The organism is Pseudophaeobacter sp. TrK17 (genome assembly GCF_042192375.1).
Taxonomy (GTDB): domain Bacteria; phylum Pseudomonadota; class Alphaproteobacteria; order Rhodobacterales; family Rhodobacteraceae; genus Pseudophaeobacter.
Genome location: NZ_CP071700.1, coordinates 2850596 through 2865796 on the forward strand (window position 1 = coordinate 2850596; position 15201 = coordinate 2865796).

18 protein-coding genes are annotated in these 15201 nt (G+C 58.6%); 10 read left to right on the forward strand and 8 right to left on the reverse strand.

Features of this window, described 5'->3' with window-relative positions; translation table 11 throughout:
- Window positions 1-3: 3 nt before the first annotated feature.
- Window positions 4-417 carry an Hsp20 family protein gene (locus JZI28_RS13470; protein WP_297341321.1) on the reverse strand — a complete coding sequence of 138 codons (414 nt, stop codon included), beginning with the start codon at window positions 415-417 and terminating at the stop codon, window positions 4-6.
- Between the two features lie 178 nt (window positions 418-595).
- Between JZI28_RS13470 and JZI28_RS13475 the strand changes: the two genes are divergently transcribed.
- The 3 genes from JZI28_RS13475 to JZI28_RS13485 all read left to right on the forward strand — a co-directional run bounded on the left by JZI28_RS13475 (window position 596) and on the right by JZI28_RS13485 (window position 2759).
- A complete protein-coding gene (locus tag JZI28_RS13475) occupies window positions 596-820 on the forward strand; it encodes a YdcH family protein (RefSeq protein ID WP_295451530.1) in 225 nt (74 codons plus the stop codon).
- A gap of 369 nt (window positions 821-1189) precedes the next feature.
- Window positions 1190-1690, forward strand: a complete 501-nt coding sequence (gene purE, locus JZI28_RS13480) for a 5-(carboxyamino)imidazole ribonucleotide mutase (protein ID WP_375697925.1) — start codon at window positions 1190-1192, stop codon at window positions 1688-1690.
- The gene (locus JZI28_RS13485; RefSeq protein ID WP_297340248.1) at window positions 1683-2759 is read left to right on the forward strand and encodes a 5-(carboxyamino)imidazole ribonucleotide synthase; all 1077 of its coding nucleotides are present in this window, start codon (window positions 1683-1685) and stop codon (window positions 2757-2759) included. Before purE ends, JZI28_RS13485 begins: the two co-directional genes overlap by 8 nt.
- An 86-nt stretch (window positions 2760-2845) precedes the next feature.
- On the opposite strand, the gene JZI28_RS13490 is transcribed toward JZI28_RS13485, so the two are convergent.
- From JZI28_RS13490 to JZI28_RS13520, 7 genes are all read right to left on the reverse strand, one after another.
- Window positions 2846-3997 carry an alpha-D-ribose 1-methylphosphonate 5-triphosphate diphosphatase gene (locus JZI28_RS13490; protein WP_375697926.1) on the reverse strand — a complete coding sequence of 384 codons (1152 nt, stop codon included), beginning with the start codon at window positions 3995-3997 and terminating at the stop codon, window positions 2846-2848.
- Window positions 3998-4017: 20 nt separating this feature from the next.
- Window positions 4018-4809, reverse strand: a complete 792-nt coding sequence (locus JZI28_RS13495; protein WP_375697927.1) for an esterase/lipase family protein — start codon at window positions 4807-4809, stop codon at window positions 4018-4020.
- Between the two features lie 57 nt (window positions 4810-4866).
- A complete protein-coding gene (locus tag JZI28_RS13500; protein WP_375697928.1) occupies window positions 4867-5721 on the reverse strand; it encodes a DMT family transporter in 855 nt (284 codons plus the stop codon).
- A gap of 116 nt (window positions 5722-5837) precedes the next feature.
- The gene (locus JZI28_RS13505; protein WP_375697929.1) at window positions 5838-6419 is read right to left on the reverse strand and encodes a GNAT family N-acetyltransferase; all 582 of its coding nucleotides are present in this window, start codon (window positions 6417-6419) and stop codon (window positions 5838-5840) included.
- Window positions 6420-6553: 134 nt separating this feature from the next.
- A complete protein-coding gene (groL, locus tag JZI28_RS13510) occupies window positions 6554-8206 on the reverse strand; it encodes a chaperonin GroEL (RefSeq protein WP_295451544.1) in 1653 nt (550 codons plus the stop codon).
- Between the two features lie 66 nt (window positions 8207-8272).
- Window positions 8273-8560 (reverse strand): co-chaperone GroES, encoded by a 288-nt coding sequence (groES, locus tag JZI28_RS13515; protein ID WP_295451546.1) that lies wholly within the window; start codon window positions 8558-8560, stop codon window positions 8273-8275.
- Between the two features lie 192 nt (window positions 8561-8752).
- Entirely contained in the window at window positions 8753-9475 is a 723-nt protein-coding gene (locus JZI28_RS13520; RefSeq protein ID WP_375697930.1) for a DUF2161 domain-containing phosphodiesterase, read from the reverse strand.
- 150 nt (window positions 9476-9625) lie between these two features.
- Here JZI28_RS13520 and JZI28_RS13525 point away from each other — a divergent pair, with 150 nt between their 5' ends.
- From JZI28_RS13525 to JZI28_RS13555, 7 genes are all read left to right on the forward strand, one after another.
- The gene (locus JZI28_RS13525; protein WP_375697931.1) at window positions 9626-10615 is read left to right on the forward strand and encodes a TraB/GumN family protein; all 990 of its coding nucleotides are present in this window, start codon (window positions 9626-9628) and stop codon (window positions 10613-10615) included.
- A 69-nt stretch (window positions 10616-10684) separates the two neighbouring features.
- Window positions 10685-11677 (forward strand): TraB/GumN family protein, encoded by a 993-nt coding sequence (locus JZI28_RS13530; protein WP_375697932.1) that lies wholly within the window; start codon window positions 10685-10687, stop codon window positions 11675-11677.
- A 181-nt stretch (window positions 11678-11858) separates the two neighbouring features.
- Window positions 11859-12779: a manganese-dependent inorganic pyrophosphatase gene (locus tag JZI28_RS13535; RefSeq protein WP_375697933.1), complete on the forward strand. Its 921-nt coding sequence runs from the start codon at window positions 11859-11861 to the stop codon at window positions 12777-12779.
- Between the two features lie 216 nt (window positions 12780-12995).
- Window positions 12996-13181: a hypothetical protein gene (locus JZI28_RS13540; RefSeq protein WP_295451556.1), complete on the forward strand. Its 186-nt coding sequence runs from the start codon at window positions 12996-12998 to the stop codon at window positions 13179-13181.
- Between the two features lie 16 nt (window positions 13182-13197).
- A complete protein-coding gene (locus JZI28_RS13545; RefSeq protein WP_278923058.1) occupies window positions 13198-13332 on the forward strand; it encodes a hypothetical protein in 135 nt (44 codons plus the stop codon).
- A 231-nt stretch (window positions 13333-13563) separates the two neighbouring features.
- The gene (locus JZI28_RS13550; protein WP_375697934.1) at window positions 13564-14439 is read left to right on the forward strand and encodes a TIGR01459 family HAD-type hydrolase; all 876 of its coding nucleotides are present in this window, start codon (window positions 13564-13566) and stop codon (window positions 14437-14439) included.
- Window positions 14440-14674: 235 nt separating this feature from the next.
- Window positions 14675-15118, forward strand: a complete 444-nt coding sequence (locus JZI28_RS13555) for a MaoC family dehydratase (protein ID WP_375700103.1) — start codon at window positions 14675-14677, stop codon at window positions 15116-15118.
- Window positions 15119-15201 lie beyond the last annotated feature (83 nt).

Genomic DNA, 15201 nt, shown 5'->3' on the forward strand with positions numbered 1-15201 from the left:
TTCTTAACCCTTCTTGATATTGATTGTCTGAACCACGGTTTCCGGACGCGATCGCGTAAGATCCACGTGCAAAAGCCCGTTTTCCATCACGGCCTCGCCAACGTCGACCCCATCGGCCAGCACAAACATGCGCTGAAACTGCCGGGCAGCGATTCCACGGTGCAGGAAGACCCGCCCGTCACTGTCTTCGCCCTGACGGCCCCGGATCACCAACTGGCGATCCTCAACTGTTATGGCCAGGTCCTGCTCGGCAAAACCAGCCACCGCGAGGGTGATGCGATAAGAAAAGTCGGAAGTTTGTTCAATGTTGTAAGGCGGATAGCCTTCGTTACCGGATTTGGCTGAGCGTTCCAGAAGGCGTTCCAACTGCTCAAACCCCAGCATATGCGGGTAAGACCCCAGAGTGAGTTTCGACACGTGTATCGTCCTTTTGCTTCAAAGCGACGTTAATCAGCAGTCCCATGGCGGCAACTGCTTGCATAGAATATGGTAAGTTCTCTCGAATTCTCAAGACTATGGCGACAAGGTCTAGCGGAAAAGACGTTAAAGAAGTATCTTGCCCCCTACCCGAGCCCTTCTGTATTTTGAGTCGCCAATGAATGAATCAGCCGATATTTCCATGAAAACCGATGAGGTTCTCAAAGTGGAGCTGGAAGTGTTTCGCAGGCAGCACCGGGATCTGGACGAGGCAATCACCGCCCTGCAAGAGCGCGGCACCAGCGATCAGCTGACGATACGGCGGCTGAAAAAGCAAAAGCTGGGGCTGAAGGATAAAATTTCCCAAATCGAAGACCGGCTGACCCCTGACATCATCGCCTAGCCCGCCCCCTCCCTTTGACATCGCGACACCCCGCCTGATTGGCCCCGCCAAGCCAGCTCTCCCGCGCGGCGGCAGTGGTGGCAAAGCCACCCCACACGCCCCTTGGGCATGGCAGCTTGCTGCCATTTTGCCTGGGCGGGAGCCCCCCCCCCTTTTTCTTGTTTCTTGCCCAAACGGGAGCGCCCCTTCTTCCCTGGGCAGGAGCGCCACCTTGGCGCACTATCAGAACCTTAATCAAAAGCCCGAAACACGCAGCCCCCACTCGTAGCATTGTCGCATTGCACCACAGGCAAGTTTGACTATAGTGCGGCTTCCTTCCACCCCAGCAGCTCTCCACCGTGGAGACTGCGGCATGACAGGACAGATCACATGCCAAACACCCCCAGCGACATCAAAGTGGGCATCATCATGGGCAGCCAATCTGATTGGCCGACAATGAAAGAAGCCGCCACGCTCCTGGATGAGCTCGCCGTTCCCTATGAAGCCAAGATCGTCTCGGCCCACCGCACCCCTGACCGGCTGTGGTCCTACGGCAAATCGGCAGCGGAGCGCGGCTTGCAGGTGATCATCGCTGGTGCTGGTGGTGCTGCGCATCTGCCGGGTATGGTGGCTTCCAAAACACGGGTGCCGGTTGTGGGCGTGCCGGTTCAGACCCGGGCGCTGTCCGGTGTCGACTCGCTTTATTCCATCGTCCAGATGCCCAAGGGCTTCCCCGTTGCCACCATGGCCATTGGCGCCGCCGGGGCTGCCAATGCCGGGCTCATGGCCGCCGGTATCCTGGCCCTGCAGGACCCCGCCCTCGCCGAACGTCTGGACGCCTGGCGCGCGGCGCTGTCAGCCTCGATCCCTGAGGAGCCCATCGATGACTGATGCACTGAAACCCGGTGCCACCATCGGCATCCTGGGCGGCGGGCAACTGGGCCGCATGCTGTCGGTTGCGGCCTCCCGCCTGGGCTTTAAGACCCATATCTTTGACCCCGGCGCCAATCCCCCCGCTGGCCAGGTGGCAGACCAGGTCACCACCGCCGGCTATGAGGACAGCGCCGCCCTACTGGCCTTTGCCAATGCGGTGGATGTGATCACCTATGAGTTTGAAAACATCCCCACCGCGGCCCTGGACATTATCGAGTCCCATGGCCCCATTCGCCCCGGCCGCGAGGCCCTGCGGATTTCACAGGACCGCCTGACCGAAAAGACCTTCCTGCAAAGCCTCGACCTGCACATCGCCCCCTTCGCCGATATCACCGATGCCGCCAGCCTAGAGGCTGCCCTTGCCGAGATTGGCACCCCTGCGATCCTGAAAACCCGGCGTTTTGGCTATGATGGCAAGGGCCAGGCCCGCATCATGTCGCCAGATCAGGCCGATGAGGCCCTCAACGCCATGGCAGGTGCGCCGTCGGTGCTGGAGGGCTTTGTCAATTTCAGCCATGAAGTGTCAGTTATTGCGGCCCGTGGCATCACCGGCGAGGTTGCCTGCTATGACCCCGGTGAAAACGTCCACCGCGACGGCATTTTGCACACCACCACAGTGCCGGCCCGCCTCAGCGCCAGCCAGCGCATGGATGCGGTTCTGTTGGCGGCCAAAGTGCTGAACGCGCTTGATTATGTTGGCGTTCTTGGGGTTGAGCTGTTTGTCACCCCGCAGGGGCTGGTGGTGAATGAGATCGCCCCACGCGTCCACAACTCAGGCCACTGGACTCAAAATGGCTGCGCCGTTGACCAGTTTGAACAGCACATCCGCGCGGTAGCAGGCTGGCCCCTGGGCGATGGACAGCGCCATTCGGACGTGGTGATGGAAAACCTCATCGGCGACGATATGGACCGCCTGCCCGAGCTGGCCAAAGAGCGCGACTGCGCCCTGCATCTTTATGGCAAGGCCGAAGCCAAGCCCGGCCGTAAGATGGCCCATGTAAACCGGATTACCCGGCCACAGAAATAATCTGAATACACAGCACAAACCTCAAGTGTCCGCCCTGATCTAAGAGCGGGCACTTTTGTTACCTTCTCCAGGGCTTTCCTCCCCCTTCACCCCATGAACCGGGTGGCAATTTCGCCGGACATATAGCTCACCCGCCCGCCGGACAGGGTGGCAGCAACCCGTTCGCTCGCCTTGTCGAGGATCACCATATCGGCGCGTTTACCAGGTGTGAAATCGCCGCGATCCACCAGCCCCAACAGACCAGCCGGACCAGAAGATACCAGCCCCCAGGCCGCAGACAGATCCAACAGGCCCGCGCGTGCCAGCATCAGCGCAGCGCGGCGCGGGCTGGGGTAGTGATAATCCGAGGCCAGCGCATCACACAGACCCATGGCAATCAGATCCAGCGCCGAGGCATTGCCCTTGTGCGAGCCGCCCCGCACCACATTGGGCGCACCCAGAATAATGTGATCCCCCCCTGCCCGCGCCGCCTCTGCGGCCTCCAGCGTTTCGGGGAATTCGCTGATCTCTGCCCCGCGCGCCCGCCAAGTGGCGCGATCAGTTGCTGTTTGATCGTCATGGCTGCCAATGCGCAGCCCCGCGCCGCGCAGCTGCGTGCAAAGTGCATCAAGCGCAGCTGGCACTTCGGCGCTGCGGCCATGCATATCCAGCAGCATTTCAAAATGCCTGTCGGGATTGCGCCCGGCCTTGAGCGCCTGCCCGGTCAGCCGGGGCGGCTTTTTGCCCTGGGCCAGACGGTCATGGGGCAGATGGTCGTTAAAGACGATATAAGACAGGCCCCATTTTGCGATCAACTCTGGCAGCGCGGCGTAGTCGTCCAACATATGGGTTTCAAACCTGAGCTGCGGCAGCAAATCCGTCACCAGATCTGCGCGCACCTCAGCCACGGCTTCAAAAACCTGGTCGGCATAGTCCGGGCCGCGCAAGCCCCCCTCCCAGCTGTAAAACTGCGCCAACACGGCGGTGGTGATGCCATTGGCAGCCAACTCGGCTTCGGTGGCGACCACCCCCTCGGCCATTTGTTTCATCGCCCCGCGCCGGGGCGCCAGATGCCGTTCAAACCCATCTCCATGGGGATCAATTATACCCGGCAGCACCAGATACCCGGTCAGATCCACCCGACGCCCGCAGGACATCGCGGTGATTTCTCCGCCTGAGAGCGAAATCTCCCCCGCCTGGTCCAGCCCAGCTGGTGTCAGCACATCCGCCCCCTGAAGGGTCAATTCTAGCATCGTCATTGGCATTGGCCCGGGGGCTCCTACTTAATTGGCGTCAAACCATAGCCGCAGTCCGCCCCAATACAGGTGCCTGCGATCACATCATTCAGGGCATCCAGCCAAGTGATATCCGGATCAAACCGCCCCTGTTGCAGAAAGGCGATCACCTGGGCAATGACCAGCGGGTCATTCATCATAAAGGTATGGGTGACGGGCAGGACTATGTGATCCTGCATCCCCTCAACCCGGGTGCTTGCGACAGAGACCTTCCCGTCATCCGCGCCCGGAATAATCGCCGAAAACACCGGGCTGATGGATTGATCGCCCGCAATAACGCCCAGTAAAAAATCCACTGGCGGCAACTTCTTGGGCAGGCTTTCTGCCCCAGTGCCTAGGCTCTCGCCTGCGGGGCCGTTGATCAGGTCAAAAACTGCCCAATCCCCCAGCTCATCCACCACTTCGCTGCCCTGATTGGGTGGCCCCAGCATGACCGTAGCTCCCAGGTTTGGCGGCTGATGCGCCGCAACCTGAAAATACTGCCGCAACAAGATCCCCCCCATGGAGTGGGTCACAAAATGGATGGGCGCATTCGCACGACACTCAGCAATTGCAGCAGGCAGGGTCTGCTCGGCAAGCGCAGCGACAGGAAAGGTCGTCGACTCATATCCCGGTCGCACCACCTGATAGCCGCGAGCTTCAAAAACCTGCTCCATCACCACAAATGAGCTCTCTGATCGCGCCAGCCCATGCAGCAGCACCACGCAGTCGGCCAGGGCCTGGCCTGGGATCACGGCCAAAGCGGTCAGAATGAGAGGTTTGATCAGGTTTTTCATTCCCCTGAGATAGGGTTTGCGGCAGCGCGAGAAAACCCCTTTTTACTGGCGCCTTGTTTACCGGCGTTTTGGGGTCCAGATCACCAGGGCAATGCCTGCCAGAACCACCAGCGTGCCCAGGATCAACCGCGCTCCTACAGGTTCCGCAAGGAAGAGCACACCGCCCAGGATCGCCAGCACCGGCACGCTCAATTGGATGGTTGCAGCGACCGCTGGTTGCAACTGCGGCAACACCCGGTACCACAGCGCATAGCCAAGCCCCGAGGTCACCGCGCCAGAAAGGACAGCCAGAACAATACCCGGTCCGGTAATAAGCCCGGTGATCAGACCGCTACCCCACGCGGCCCAGACAAAGGGCAGTATCATCGACGTGGCCCAGATGAAGTTCACTGCGCTCGCGGCCAAGGGATCGCGCACCCCGCGCCCAAGCAGACTATAGGCGGCCCAGCCCAACCCGCTGAGCCCCATGAGTACCGCATCCCACAGCGTGACCTGTAGGCTCTGGTCCGGCCAGACCACATAGGCCAGCCCAGCAAAGGCCACGCCGGCGCCAACCATCTGCCCGATACTGGGATCACTGCCCCGCACAGCCCCCCAGCCAAACATGGCAATCTGCACCACACCAAACAGGATAAGAGCACCAATCCCGGCATCAAGCCCTTGATAGGCCAAACAAAAGCCGACCATATAGAGTGTCAGCGCCGCGCCACCTTTTACACTGGGCAGCAGCGGTTGGCGCAGGCTCCGCCCCCGCAAGGCACAGAGAAGCCCCAACATGGCCGCCCCCGAGGCCAGCCGCAAAAGCCCAAAGCCCAGCGCATCCATATAGCCCCAACTGATCGCCATCCGGCCCAAAACCGAATTGGCAGCAAAAGCGATCAATACAAGAAGAACAAATACGACAAGCTGCATCACCAGGCCTCGGTCAGGCCGACAGTCCCGGCGCAGAGTGGAGTTTCACTGCGACCGCTACCGCAAGCTCCGCTGCAGAGCAACCATCCCCAGCCCCGCTTTGCAGAACTTCAACGTCACAATTTTGAGAAGGCAAGCGGATAGATCAGCCTTTCTTCTGGTACATCCACACCACGCTTCAAGATCAGGGTGTGCGATAATGGATAGGGGCTCTGCAGCTTTTGCGCCCGCGCCAGGTTAAAACCACACCGCCCATAAAATGAGGGCTTTCCAAGCACGACAATTACCTCTGGCAGACGCGGTTGCAGATCTCCCGTTACGCCATTGATAAGCCCAGCCAACTCCCGAAGCATACGGCCACCAAAACGCCAGGGTCTGCGATAGGCCTGCTCCTGCTCCGCACCAACCTCCATGTTCGGGGTATTTTCGGCCAGCCTGCCGCCCTGCCACTCTGGGCGCACAGCCATCGGCGCCAGACAGGCCCAGCCCTTGGGGGTTCGCATCCGGCTGAGCGCAAAATAGCCACCGATCCTGCCCTCCCAGGGCTTTTGAACCTCAAACAGCATATCGCCATCGGCCCGCAGTTGCCGCACCAGCCGCGCCTCGGCGTCGGTGGGAAAAGCCGCATTGAGCAGCCCTTCAACCTCATCCTGCTGGGTTTCAACGACCTTCGTCGAAGAATCCGGACCGACAACCACCGGGTGCCCTCCCTTTCATCTTTCCTTAAATACCTCCGCCGGAGGCAACGCCGCAAAGCAATCCATACCTCTGTATCAAAAGAAAAGGGGCCGCCCAAAGGCGACCCCAAAATCATCCGGTAGGATGGCAATGATTACATCATGCCGCCCATGCCGCCCATGCCGCCCATGTCGGGCATGCCGCCGCCAGCTGCGCCGCCGTCTTTCGACGGTTTGTCCGCAACCATGGCTTCGGTGGTGATCAGCAGACCCGCAATCGAGGCCGCGTCTTCCAGAGCGGTCCGTGCCACTTTGGCAGGATCGATCACACCAAAGGCAAACATGTCGCCATATTCTTCGGTCTGAGCGTTGAAGCCAAAGTTCTTGTCTTCGCTTTCGCGCACTTTGCCAGCAACCACAGCACCGTCAACACCAGCGTTTTCAGCGATCTGACGCAGAGGCGCTTCGATTGCTTTACGCACGATCACGATACCTGCGGTTTGGTCGGTGTTTGCACCTTCCATGCCGTAGAGTGCTTTGCCGGCCTGAACCAGAGCAACACCACCACCAACGATGACGCCTTCTTGCACAGCCGCACGGGTTGCGTTCAGGGCATCGTCAACGCGGTCTTTGCGCTCTTTCACTTCAACTTCGGTCATGCCGCCAACGCGGATAACAGCAACACCGCCGGCCAGTTTGGCAACGCGCTCTTGCAGTTTTTCACGGTCATAATCGGAAGTGGTTTCTTCGATCTGAGCGCGGATTTGACCAACACGGGCTTCGATTTCGGCCTTGGAGCCGGCACCGTCAACGATGGTGGTTTCGTCTTTGGTGATTTCGACCTTCTTGGCGGTACCCAGCATGTCCATGGTGACGGACTCAAGCTTCATGCCCAGATCTTCAGAAATCACCTGACCACCGGTCAGAATGGCCAGATCCTGCAGCATGGCTTTACGGCGATCGCCGAAACCAGGTGCTTTGACAGCAGCAATTTTCAGGCCGCCGCGCAGTTTGTTGACAACCAGAGTTGCCAGCGCTTCGCCTTCAACGTCCTCAGCAATGATCAGCAGAGGCTTCTGCGACTGGATCACCTGCTCGAGCAGCGGAACCATGGACTGCAGCGAAGACAGTTTTTTCTCGTGCAGCAGGATCATGCAGTCGTCGAGATCTGCAATCATCTTGTCAGCGTTGGTCACGAAGTAAGGCGACAGGTAGCCACGGTCGAACTGCATGCCTTCAACAACATCGGTCTCTGTTTCCAGGCCTTTGTTTTCTTCGACGGTGATCACACCTTCGTTGCCAACTTTTTGCATCGCGTCTGCGATCTGCTGACCGATGGCGGCTTCACCGTTGGCGGAGATGGTGCCAACCTGTGCAACTTCAGCGGAGTCTTTGACTTCGCGTGCCATGTCACGGATGCCCTGAACGACAGTGGCAGTTGCCAGGTCGATACCGCGCTTCAGGTCCATTGGGTTCAGACCAGCTGCAACCTGCTTCAGGCCTTCTTTGACGATGGCCTGGGCCAGAACGGTGGCAGTGGTGGTGCCGTCGCCTGCTTCGTCATTGGTGCGGGAAGCAACTTCCTTGACCATCTGGGCGCCCATGTTTTCGAACTTGTCTTCCAGTTCGATCTCTTTGGCAACGGAAACACCATCTTTGGTGATGCGTGGCGCACCAAAAGATTTGTCCAGAATGACATTGCGGCCTTTGGGGCCCAGGGTCACTTTGACAGCATCAGCCAGTACGTTTACGCCGGCCAACATGCGGTTGCGGGCATCGGTGTCGAATTTGACGTCCTTAGCAGACATGTTTTATTCTCCTCGAGAAAAGTCTTCTTATTTCAGCGTGATATGGGATCAGAGAAGCCTGAAGGCTTACTCGATGATACCCATGATGTCGCTTTCCTTCATCATCAGCAGCTCTTCGCCGTCGACGGTGACTTCGGTGCCGGACCATTTGCCGAACAGGATGGTGTCGCCAGCTGTAACAGCCATTGCGATCAGCTCACCATTGTCCTTGCGCGCGCCTTCGCCGGTTGCGACGACCTGGCCCTCGCTGGGCTTTTCCTTGGCGGATTCTGGAATGATCAGACCACCAGCAGTTTTTTCTTCGCTTTCGGTACGACGAACCAGTACGCGATCGTGGAGTGGTTTCAATGCCATCTTTGCAGCTCCTTATAAGGCTCAAAGGTTGTTATCTCTATCCCCCTGCTCCCCGCAGAGGGCGTTATCACTCACAGGTAGCGAGTGCTAACGAACGAATAGCTAGGCAGCAGCGGCGCATGAGTCAACCAAAATGGGAAAGAAAATTTTAGCAATCGTATGAGCGCAGATCCGAACAGCAAACGGAGCTGCTCACTCAGGGCGTTTATCTGCGACCTGCCCTGCCTCTGACACCCCACAATCCGCCTCTGGCTCCCAGCTATAGGCCCATTGTTTCAGCCCGTCACGGCCTGCTTCGGTAAGTTGGTAAATACCGGTCGAAACCCGCTCGAACCAGCCATAGTGATTGGCAGACATCAGCCCAGTGGCCCGGCCTACCCCGGTTGCCTTGGCCACCGCTGAGCCCTTGGTCGCGCCGGCCTCGGCCAAATGCGCGGCGCAACGCAGCGCATCCTGGCGATAGGCGGTCACGATGCCATGTCGGGTCGCGCCGCCTGCATTGGGATCTCCCTGCAGTTTTTCAAACTCACGCAACAGCCGCTGCTGGCGCTTTTTGGATTTGCGCGGCGCGTAGGGGCCGGGATCGCAATGCACCTCGCAGCGCCCATCCGGCAGCACCGTGATCAGCCCCAGCGACAACCGGCGGCACAGGGCCAGATTATCCTTGAGCATCCGTTTGGCCTGACGCCCCTTGGGACGGGGCACCGCGATATAGACCAGATCCGTGACCGACTGGCGGGCAATCGCCTGATGAAACAAAGACAGCGAAAACCGCAGCTTCAGCTCAACAATCACTGGTTCCTCACCGCCGCGCCGCGCCATCACATCAGCGGCCCCCACCTCGCCCTTGACCTCATAGCCTTGGGCCTGCAGCAGCGCCTTTACGGGAGGGTAGAGTTGATCTTCGCGGTCCATGGGGGATGCTTGGCAGGTTGTTGCGCACAGTTCAAGCGGCGCTGCCGGGTGACACCAGGGCCCACTTCGCGCCAGAGCTGTGTTATCGACTTGCTATTTGGCGCCTCCCACTTCTAGCTTTTTGACAGCGAATCTAATGAGACTGAGCCCATGATCCGAATATTTGCATTTCTTTTTGCGGCTTTGCTGGCTGTTCAGTCTGCCCACGCAGCCTGCCGCGGTGTAGATTTTCGCGATCACCTGCCGCCCAGCGAAACAGCATGGCTGGCGCGCCAGATGGCCGCAACGCCCTATTCCACCGGCAACCACTGGGTTGCCCGCAAAGACGGTCAGTCGCTGCATGTTATTGGCACCATGCACAGTGGTGACAGCCGCATGGCCCGGGTGATGCGACGCCTACGCCCCATCATTGCCCAGGCCGACGCGGTGTATTTTGAAGTCACCCGCGCGGAAATGAAATTGGTCAAGGATCAGATGAAAATACGGCCAGAAGCCTTCCTACTGCCGCCCGGGAGCCGGTTGCAACAGCTGATGAGCCCCAAAAGCTGGGAACAGTTTGAGCTTTTTACCGCGATGTCCAATGCGGACATGGAAACCATTCAAAGAATGCAGCCCTGGGCCCTGAGCCTGTTTCTGATCCCAGGTGGCTGCCGCCCCTTCGGATTTGGTCTAAAACGAGGATTGGATGACCGGATTGAGCGTTTTGCAGCCCGCAAAGGCATCCCCGTTGGCGGATTGGAGACCGCAGGCACCGGATTTTCCGCCCTGGCCCGCCTGTCCCTGCGCGATCAGGTCCGCATGCTCGAAAACGAGGTGGCATTCCTGCTCTCTGACGCTCCCGAAAACGCGACAGCCGTCGAGGCCTACTTTGACGAAAGCGTCTGGCAGGCCTTCCTTCTGGAGCCCCGCATTGCCAGCCAGTATATCGGCGTTTCGGCAAAAGAGCTCACCCGATTGGACCGTGCATTTTATAGAAATATGCTGGGGTGGCGGAACAAGCTCTGGATCAAGACCATTCAGCAGATCAAAGGTGAGCAAGTGGTGATCGCGGTGGGGGCAGCGCATCTGCCGGGCAAAGAGGGCATTCTGAACCTGCTCAAACAGCGCGGCTACAGTTTGGAACGCGCCGCCTTTTATTAAGATCCCCCCTTCAAACGGCGCGCGCCAGGGTGCGGGCGGCCACCCCCTACCCATTTTCCTGGAGCAACGATGCGACTGATTATTTCCATTCTATTCCTGTTGCTGCCTGCCCTGCTACCGGCCTGGGCGCTGGCCGCCTGCACCGGCACCGATCTGCGCACGACGCTGTCTCCCCAGGATCAGAGCTGGATTGACACCAGGATTGCCGATGCCCCCTTTGCTGAGGGCAATCACTGGATCGCCCAGCGCGGGGAGCGCAGGATCCATGTCATCGGGACCCTGCATTTGAATGATCCCCGCCTTGAGGCCATCACTGCCCGCCTGGAACCGGTTCTTGCCGCTGCCGACACGCTGCTGTTGGAGATAACCCCAGAGGACGAAGCAAAGTTACAAGCGCGTTTGGGTAAAACTCCTGAGCTGATGTTCATTACCCAAGGCCCATCTTTGATTGACCGTTTGTCCGCCGAAGACTGGGCCACCCTGTCCGGCATTGCGCAAAAACACGGCATCCCCGGCTGGATGGCGGCAAAAATGCGGCCTTGGTTTCTGGCCATGTCGATGTCCGTTCCGCCCTGCCTCAGGGGTGCCAAGTCCAGCAAGCTGGGCCTCGACAAGCGGCTGCAGAAACAGGCCAAAGGCACCGATATTCCGATGCTGTCCCTCGAAGATCCGATAACGATTTTACAGGCGATGAATGCGGAAACGCTGGACGAACAGCTGCGCCAGATGCAGCTCTCCCTCAGCCTGATGGGACAGGGCGCAGACGAATTCGTCACATTGACCCACAGCTATTTTGAACAGACCAGCTGGCGCTACCTCGCCATGGTGGAGCGCCGGTTCTACCAAAGCTCTACCTTTGAAGAAGACGAGGCCAGACAGCTGTGGGATGAGGCCATGGACCTGATGCTGGTGCACCGCAACGCAGCCTGGATCCCAGTGATCGAAGCCACCCAGGGGACCACGCTGGTGGTGGCTGTTGGCGCCCTGCACCTGCCAGGAGAAACCGGCATATTGAACCTGCTACAACAGCAGGGATACAGCCTGACGCGCGCCGCGTTTTGACCCTGCATATGCCCCCGAGACGGCGCGCTTCGCCCGGATCAGCCTGATCAGAGATCAAAAGCCAGCAAATGCGGCACTGCGTGAACCACATTGCCGCATTGCACCCCTGGTGGGGTGACAAGTGATTTCACCCTGTTATAAGGCGCTCAAATTCTCCCCTTTTTGTTCACAGGATAGCATCATGACCGTCCAAGTTTTTGGCCACAAATCCCCTGACACCGATTCCACCGGCTCCCCAATCATCTGGGCCTGGTACCTGAACGAGATCAAAGGTGTTGCCGCCGAAGCCAAACTGCTGGGCGAACCCAATACCGAAGCCGCCTTCATGCTGCAGCGCTGGAACCTGGACAAACCTGAAATCATCGCCGATGTGGCGGACGATCAGCCGGTTGTCATCGTCGACACCAACAACCCGGCCGAGCTGCCCGCCAATATCAATGGCGCCGATGTGCAGGCCATCATCGACCACCACAAACTGGTTGGCGGCCTAGAGACCAAAGGCCCCATCGACATCACCATCCGCCCGCTCGCCTGCACCGCCACCATCATGTATGATCTGATCGGTGACGACATGGCCAAGATGCCCGACGCCATCAAAGGCGCGGCGCTGACCTGCATTCTGTCGGACACGCTGGAATTCCGCTCCCCCACCACCACCGACCACGACCGTTCCGTAGCCGAAAAGCTGGCCGCTGATCTGGGCATCGATATCGCCGCCTATGCCGCTGATATGTTTGCTGCCAAATCCGATGTGTCGTCCTTCTCGGACGCCGAATTGCTGCGCATGGACAGCAAGGAATACGCGGTTGAAGGCACCAAGTTCCGCGTCTCAGTTCTGGAAACCACCGCCCCTGCCGTAGTGCTGGACCGTCAGGCCAGCCTGATGGAGACAATGACCACCGTCGCCAGCGAAGACGGTGTGGATCAGGTTTTGCTGTTTGTGGTGGATATCCTCAACGAAGAAGCCACCCTGATGGTGCCCAACGATCTGGTGAAAACCGTTGCCGAGAAAAGCTTTGGTGTCTCTGTTTCAGGCGACTCGGTTGTGTTGCCCGGCGTGATGAGCCGCAAAAAACAGATCATTCCAAACCTGAAAGTCTGAGCAGGCGGTCCCCACAGCATCTGACCGCTGACTGTTTTAGGGCGTCCCAATGGGGCGCCCTTTTTGTGCCCGCCTAAGTTTGATCTGCCCTGTCACGCTGACATGCCCCCCCCGCCAGATTTACAGCGGATAAAAATCACCCACCGGGTTCTTTTTGTATATACAAACGATATTCATTGTAGTAACAAAGTTACGCTTACCAAGGAGCCAACACAGATGGCCAAAGCCGAAAAGACCAAAAAGGCCCGCAAGGATGCCCAGCTTATCATTCGGATATCGAAAGAAGAGCGGGATGATTTTGTGGAACTTTGCGACGGGCTGGACACCAGCGCCGCCCGTGAAATTCGCCGCTTCATCCGTGGGTTCCTGCGTGAGCACGACAACACTAATTCTGAAACTTGAGACAAGGACAAACGTCATGAGCAAAAAAGCCGACGCCAAAAAAGCAAAAATCAAAGACCTGAAAAAAGAAGTCAAACTGCGCGCAGCCAAAGTAGCCCGCCAGGAAGAAAAACTGAAAGCCGCTAAAAAAGCGCTGAAGAAAGCCGCCTAAGCGCTGCTTGTTACCTCTGGCCAGCGGCACTTCGGTGCCGCCGGTCCACATGCCTGAACCTGTGATACCGCTTTCTTTTCCCATGTAACGGTTTGCCGGCGATTTCCCCCTGCGCCAGTGCGGCCTGCGCGTTTCGCGGTGGCATCAGCCGGGGAACTCGGTCATATCTAGCCTCGCACAGCCCAGCCCGTCAAAACCAGACGGCGCGGCGCAGACAGGAAAGGCGCATATATGACCCGCATCATTCAATCACTCGCAGAGGTCTCCGACCACTACAGCGCTTTGTTTGTCGACCTATGGGGCTGCGTCCACAATGGGGTTACCGCCTTTCCCGAAGCCGTCGCCGCGCTACAGGCCTACCGCGCCCGCGGCGGCATTGTGGTGCTGGTGACCAATTCGCCAAAGCCCCGTGCCGGGGTGGCCGGGCAGCTGGCTGAATTTGGTGTCCCAGAAGACGCCTATGACACCATTGCCACCTCTGGCGATTCTGCCCGCTCGGCGATGTTTACGGGCGCCGTGGGCAGCAAGGTCTATTTCATGGGGGAATGGCAGCGTGACGAAGGCTTCTTTGAACCGCTAAATGTCATTCACGATCCGGTTGAGATCACCCGCGCCCCCCTGGCTGAGGCTGAGGGCATCGTGTGCTGCGGTCCCTTCGACACCATGGCCGACCCCGATGTAAACCGTGCTGATTTCCTGCTGGCCAAGCAAAAGGGCCTGAAACTGCTCTGTGCCAACCCCGATATCGTCGTGGATCGCGGTGAAAAACGGGAATGGTGCGCCGGGGCGCTGGCACGGCTCTATACCGAGATGGGCGGCGAAAGCCTCTATTTTGGCAAACCCCATCCGCCGATTTATGATCTTGCCCGCCGCCGCCTGGCCGAGCTGGGCACCGACATCGCCGATGGCGATATTCTGGCAATTGGTGACGGCCCCCATACGGATATCGCTGGCGCCATGGGAGAGGGGATCGATTCCCTCTTTATCACTGGCGGCCTGGCAGCCCGTGAAACAAAAACCACCACCCAGCCCGATGCTGCAGCGCTAACAGCCTATCTCGTGCAGGAAAAATCAGCGCCAACCTTTAGCATCGGCTTCCTCAGGTAGATAAATTATACCTATTTTTCATGTATCTAGCATACTTTCGATCCGCAGCACCATCGCTATTGGCGCCGGTTCAGCTGTGCTCGGCCATGCCTAATTTAGAATTCTGAGCAGACAGACGCCGTCAAAAACCTCTTGATTTTCTGCACCTGCAAAGTAATAAAGTTGCCAACAGGCTCCATCTGGCGCTTTAAAATTTCAAGAGCCCCTCAAAAGGGGAGATCTCATGGAGGATCAAATGTTGGACAACATGCCGCGCGGAACCATCTGCATCGAAGACATCGAAATGGGTATGACGCGCTTTGTCCGCAAAGTGATCACCGATGAAGACATCGAAATGTTCAGCCAGGTCTCTACTGATCGCAACCCGGTGCATCTGGATGACGATTACGCTCAGGACACCATCTTTCAGGGACGCATCGCCCACGGTATGCTCACCGCCGGTCTGATTTCTGCGGTCATTGGCGAACAGCTGCCTGGCCATGGCACCATCTACATGAGCCAATCGCTGCGGTTCCTGGCCCCGGTGCGCCCCGGCGATCTGGTGCTGGCCGAGGTTGAGGTAACGGATATTGTCATCGACAAACGCCGGATCAAACTGGATTGCCGCTGCATGGTTGACGGCAAAAAGGTCCTGGTTGGCGAAGCCATGGTCATGGCCCCTTCGCGCAAGTTCGACTAGGTTCTCCCCACACCCAGCAAGAGGTGAACACAGCCTCTTGCAAACTTCCGCAACGCCGCCACTTGCAAGCCTCTTTGCAGAGC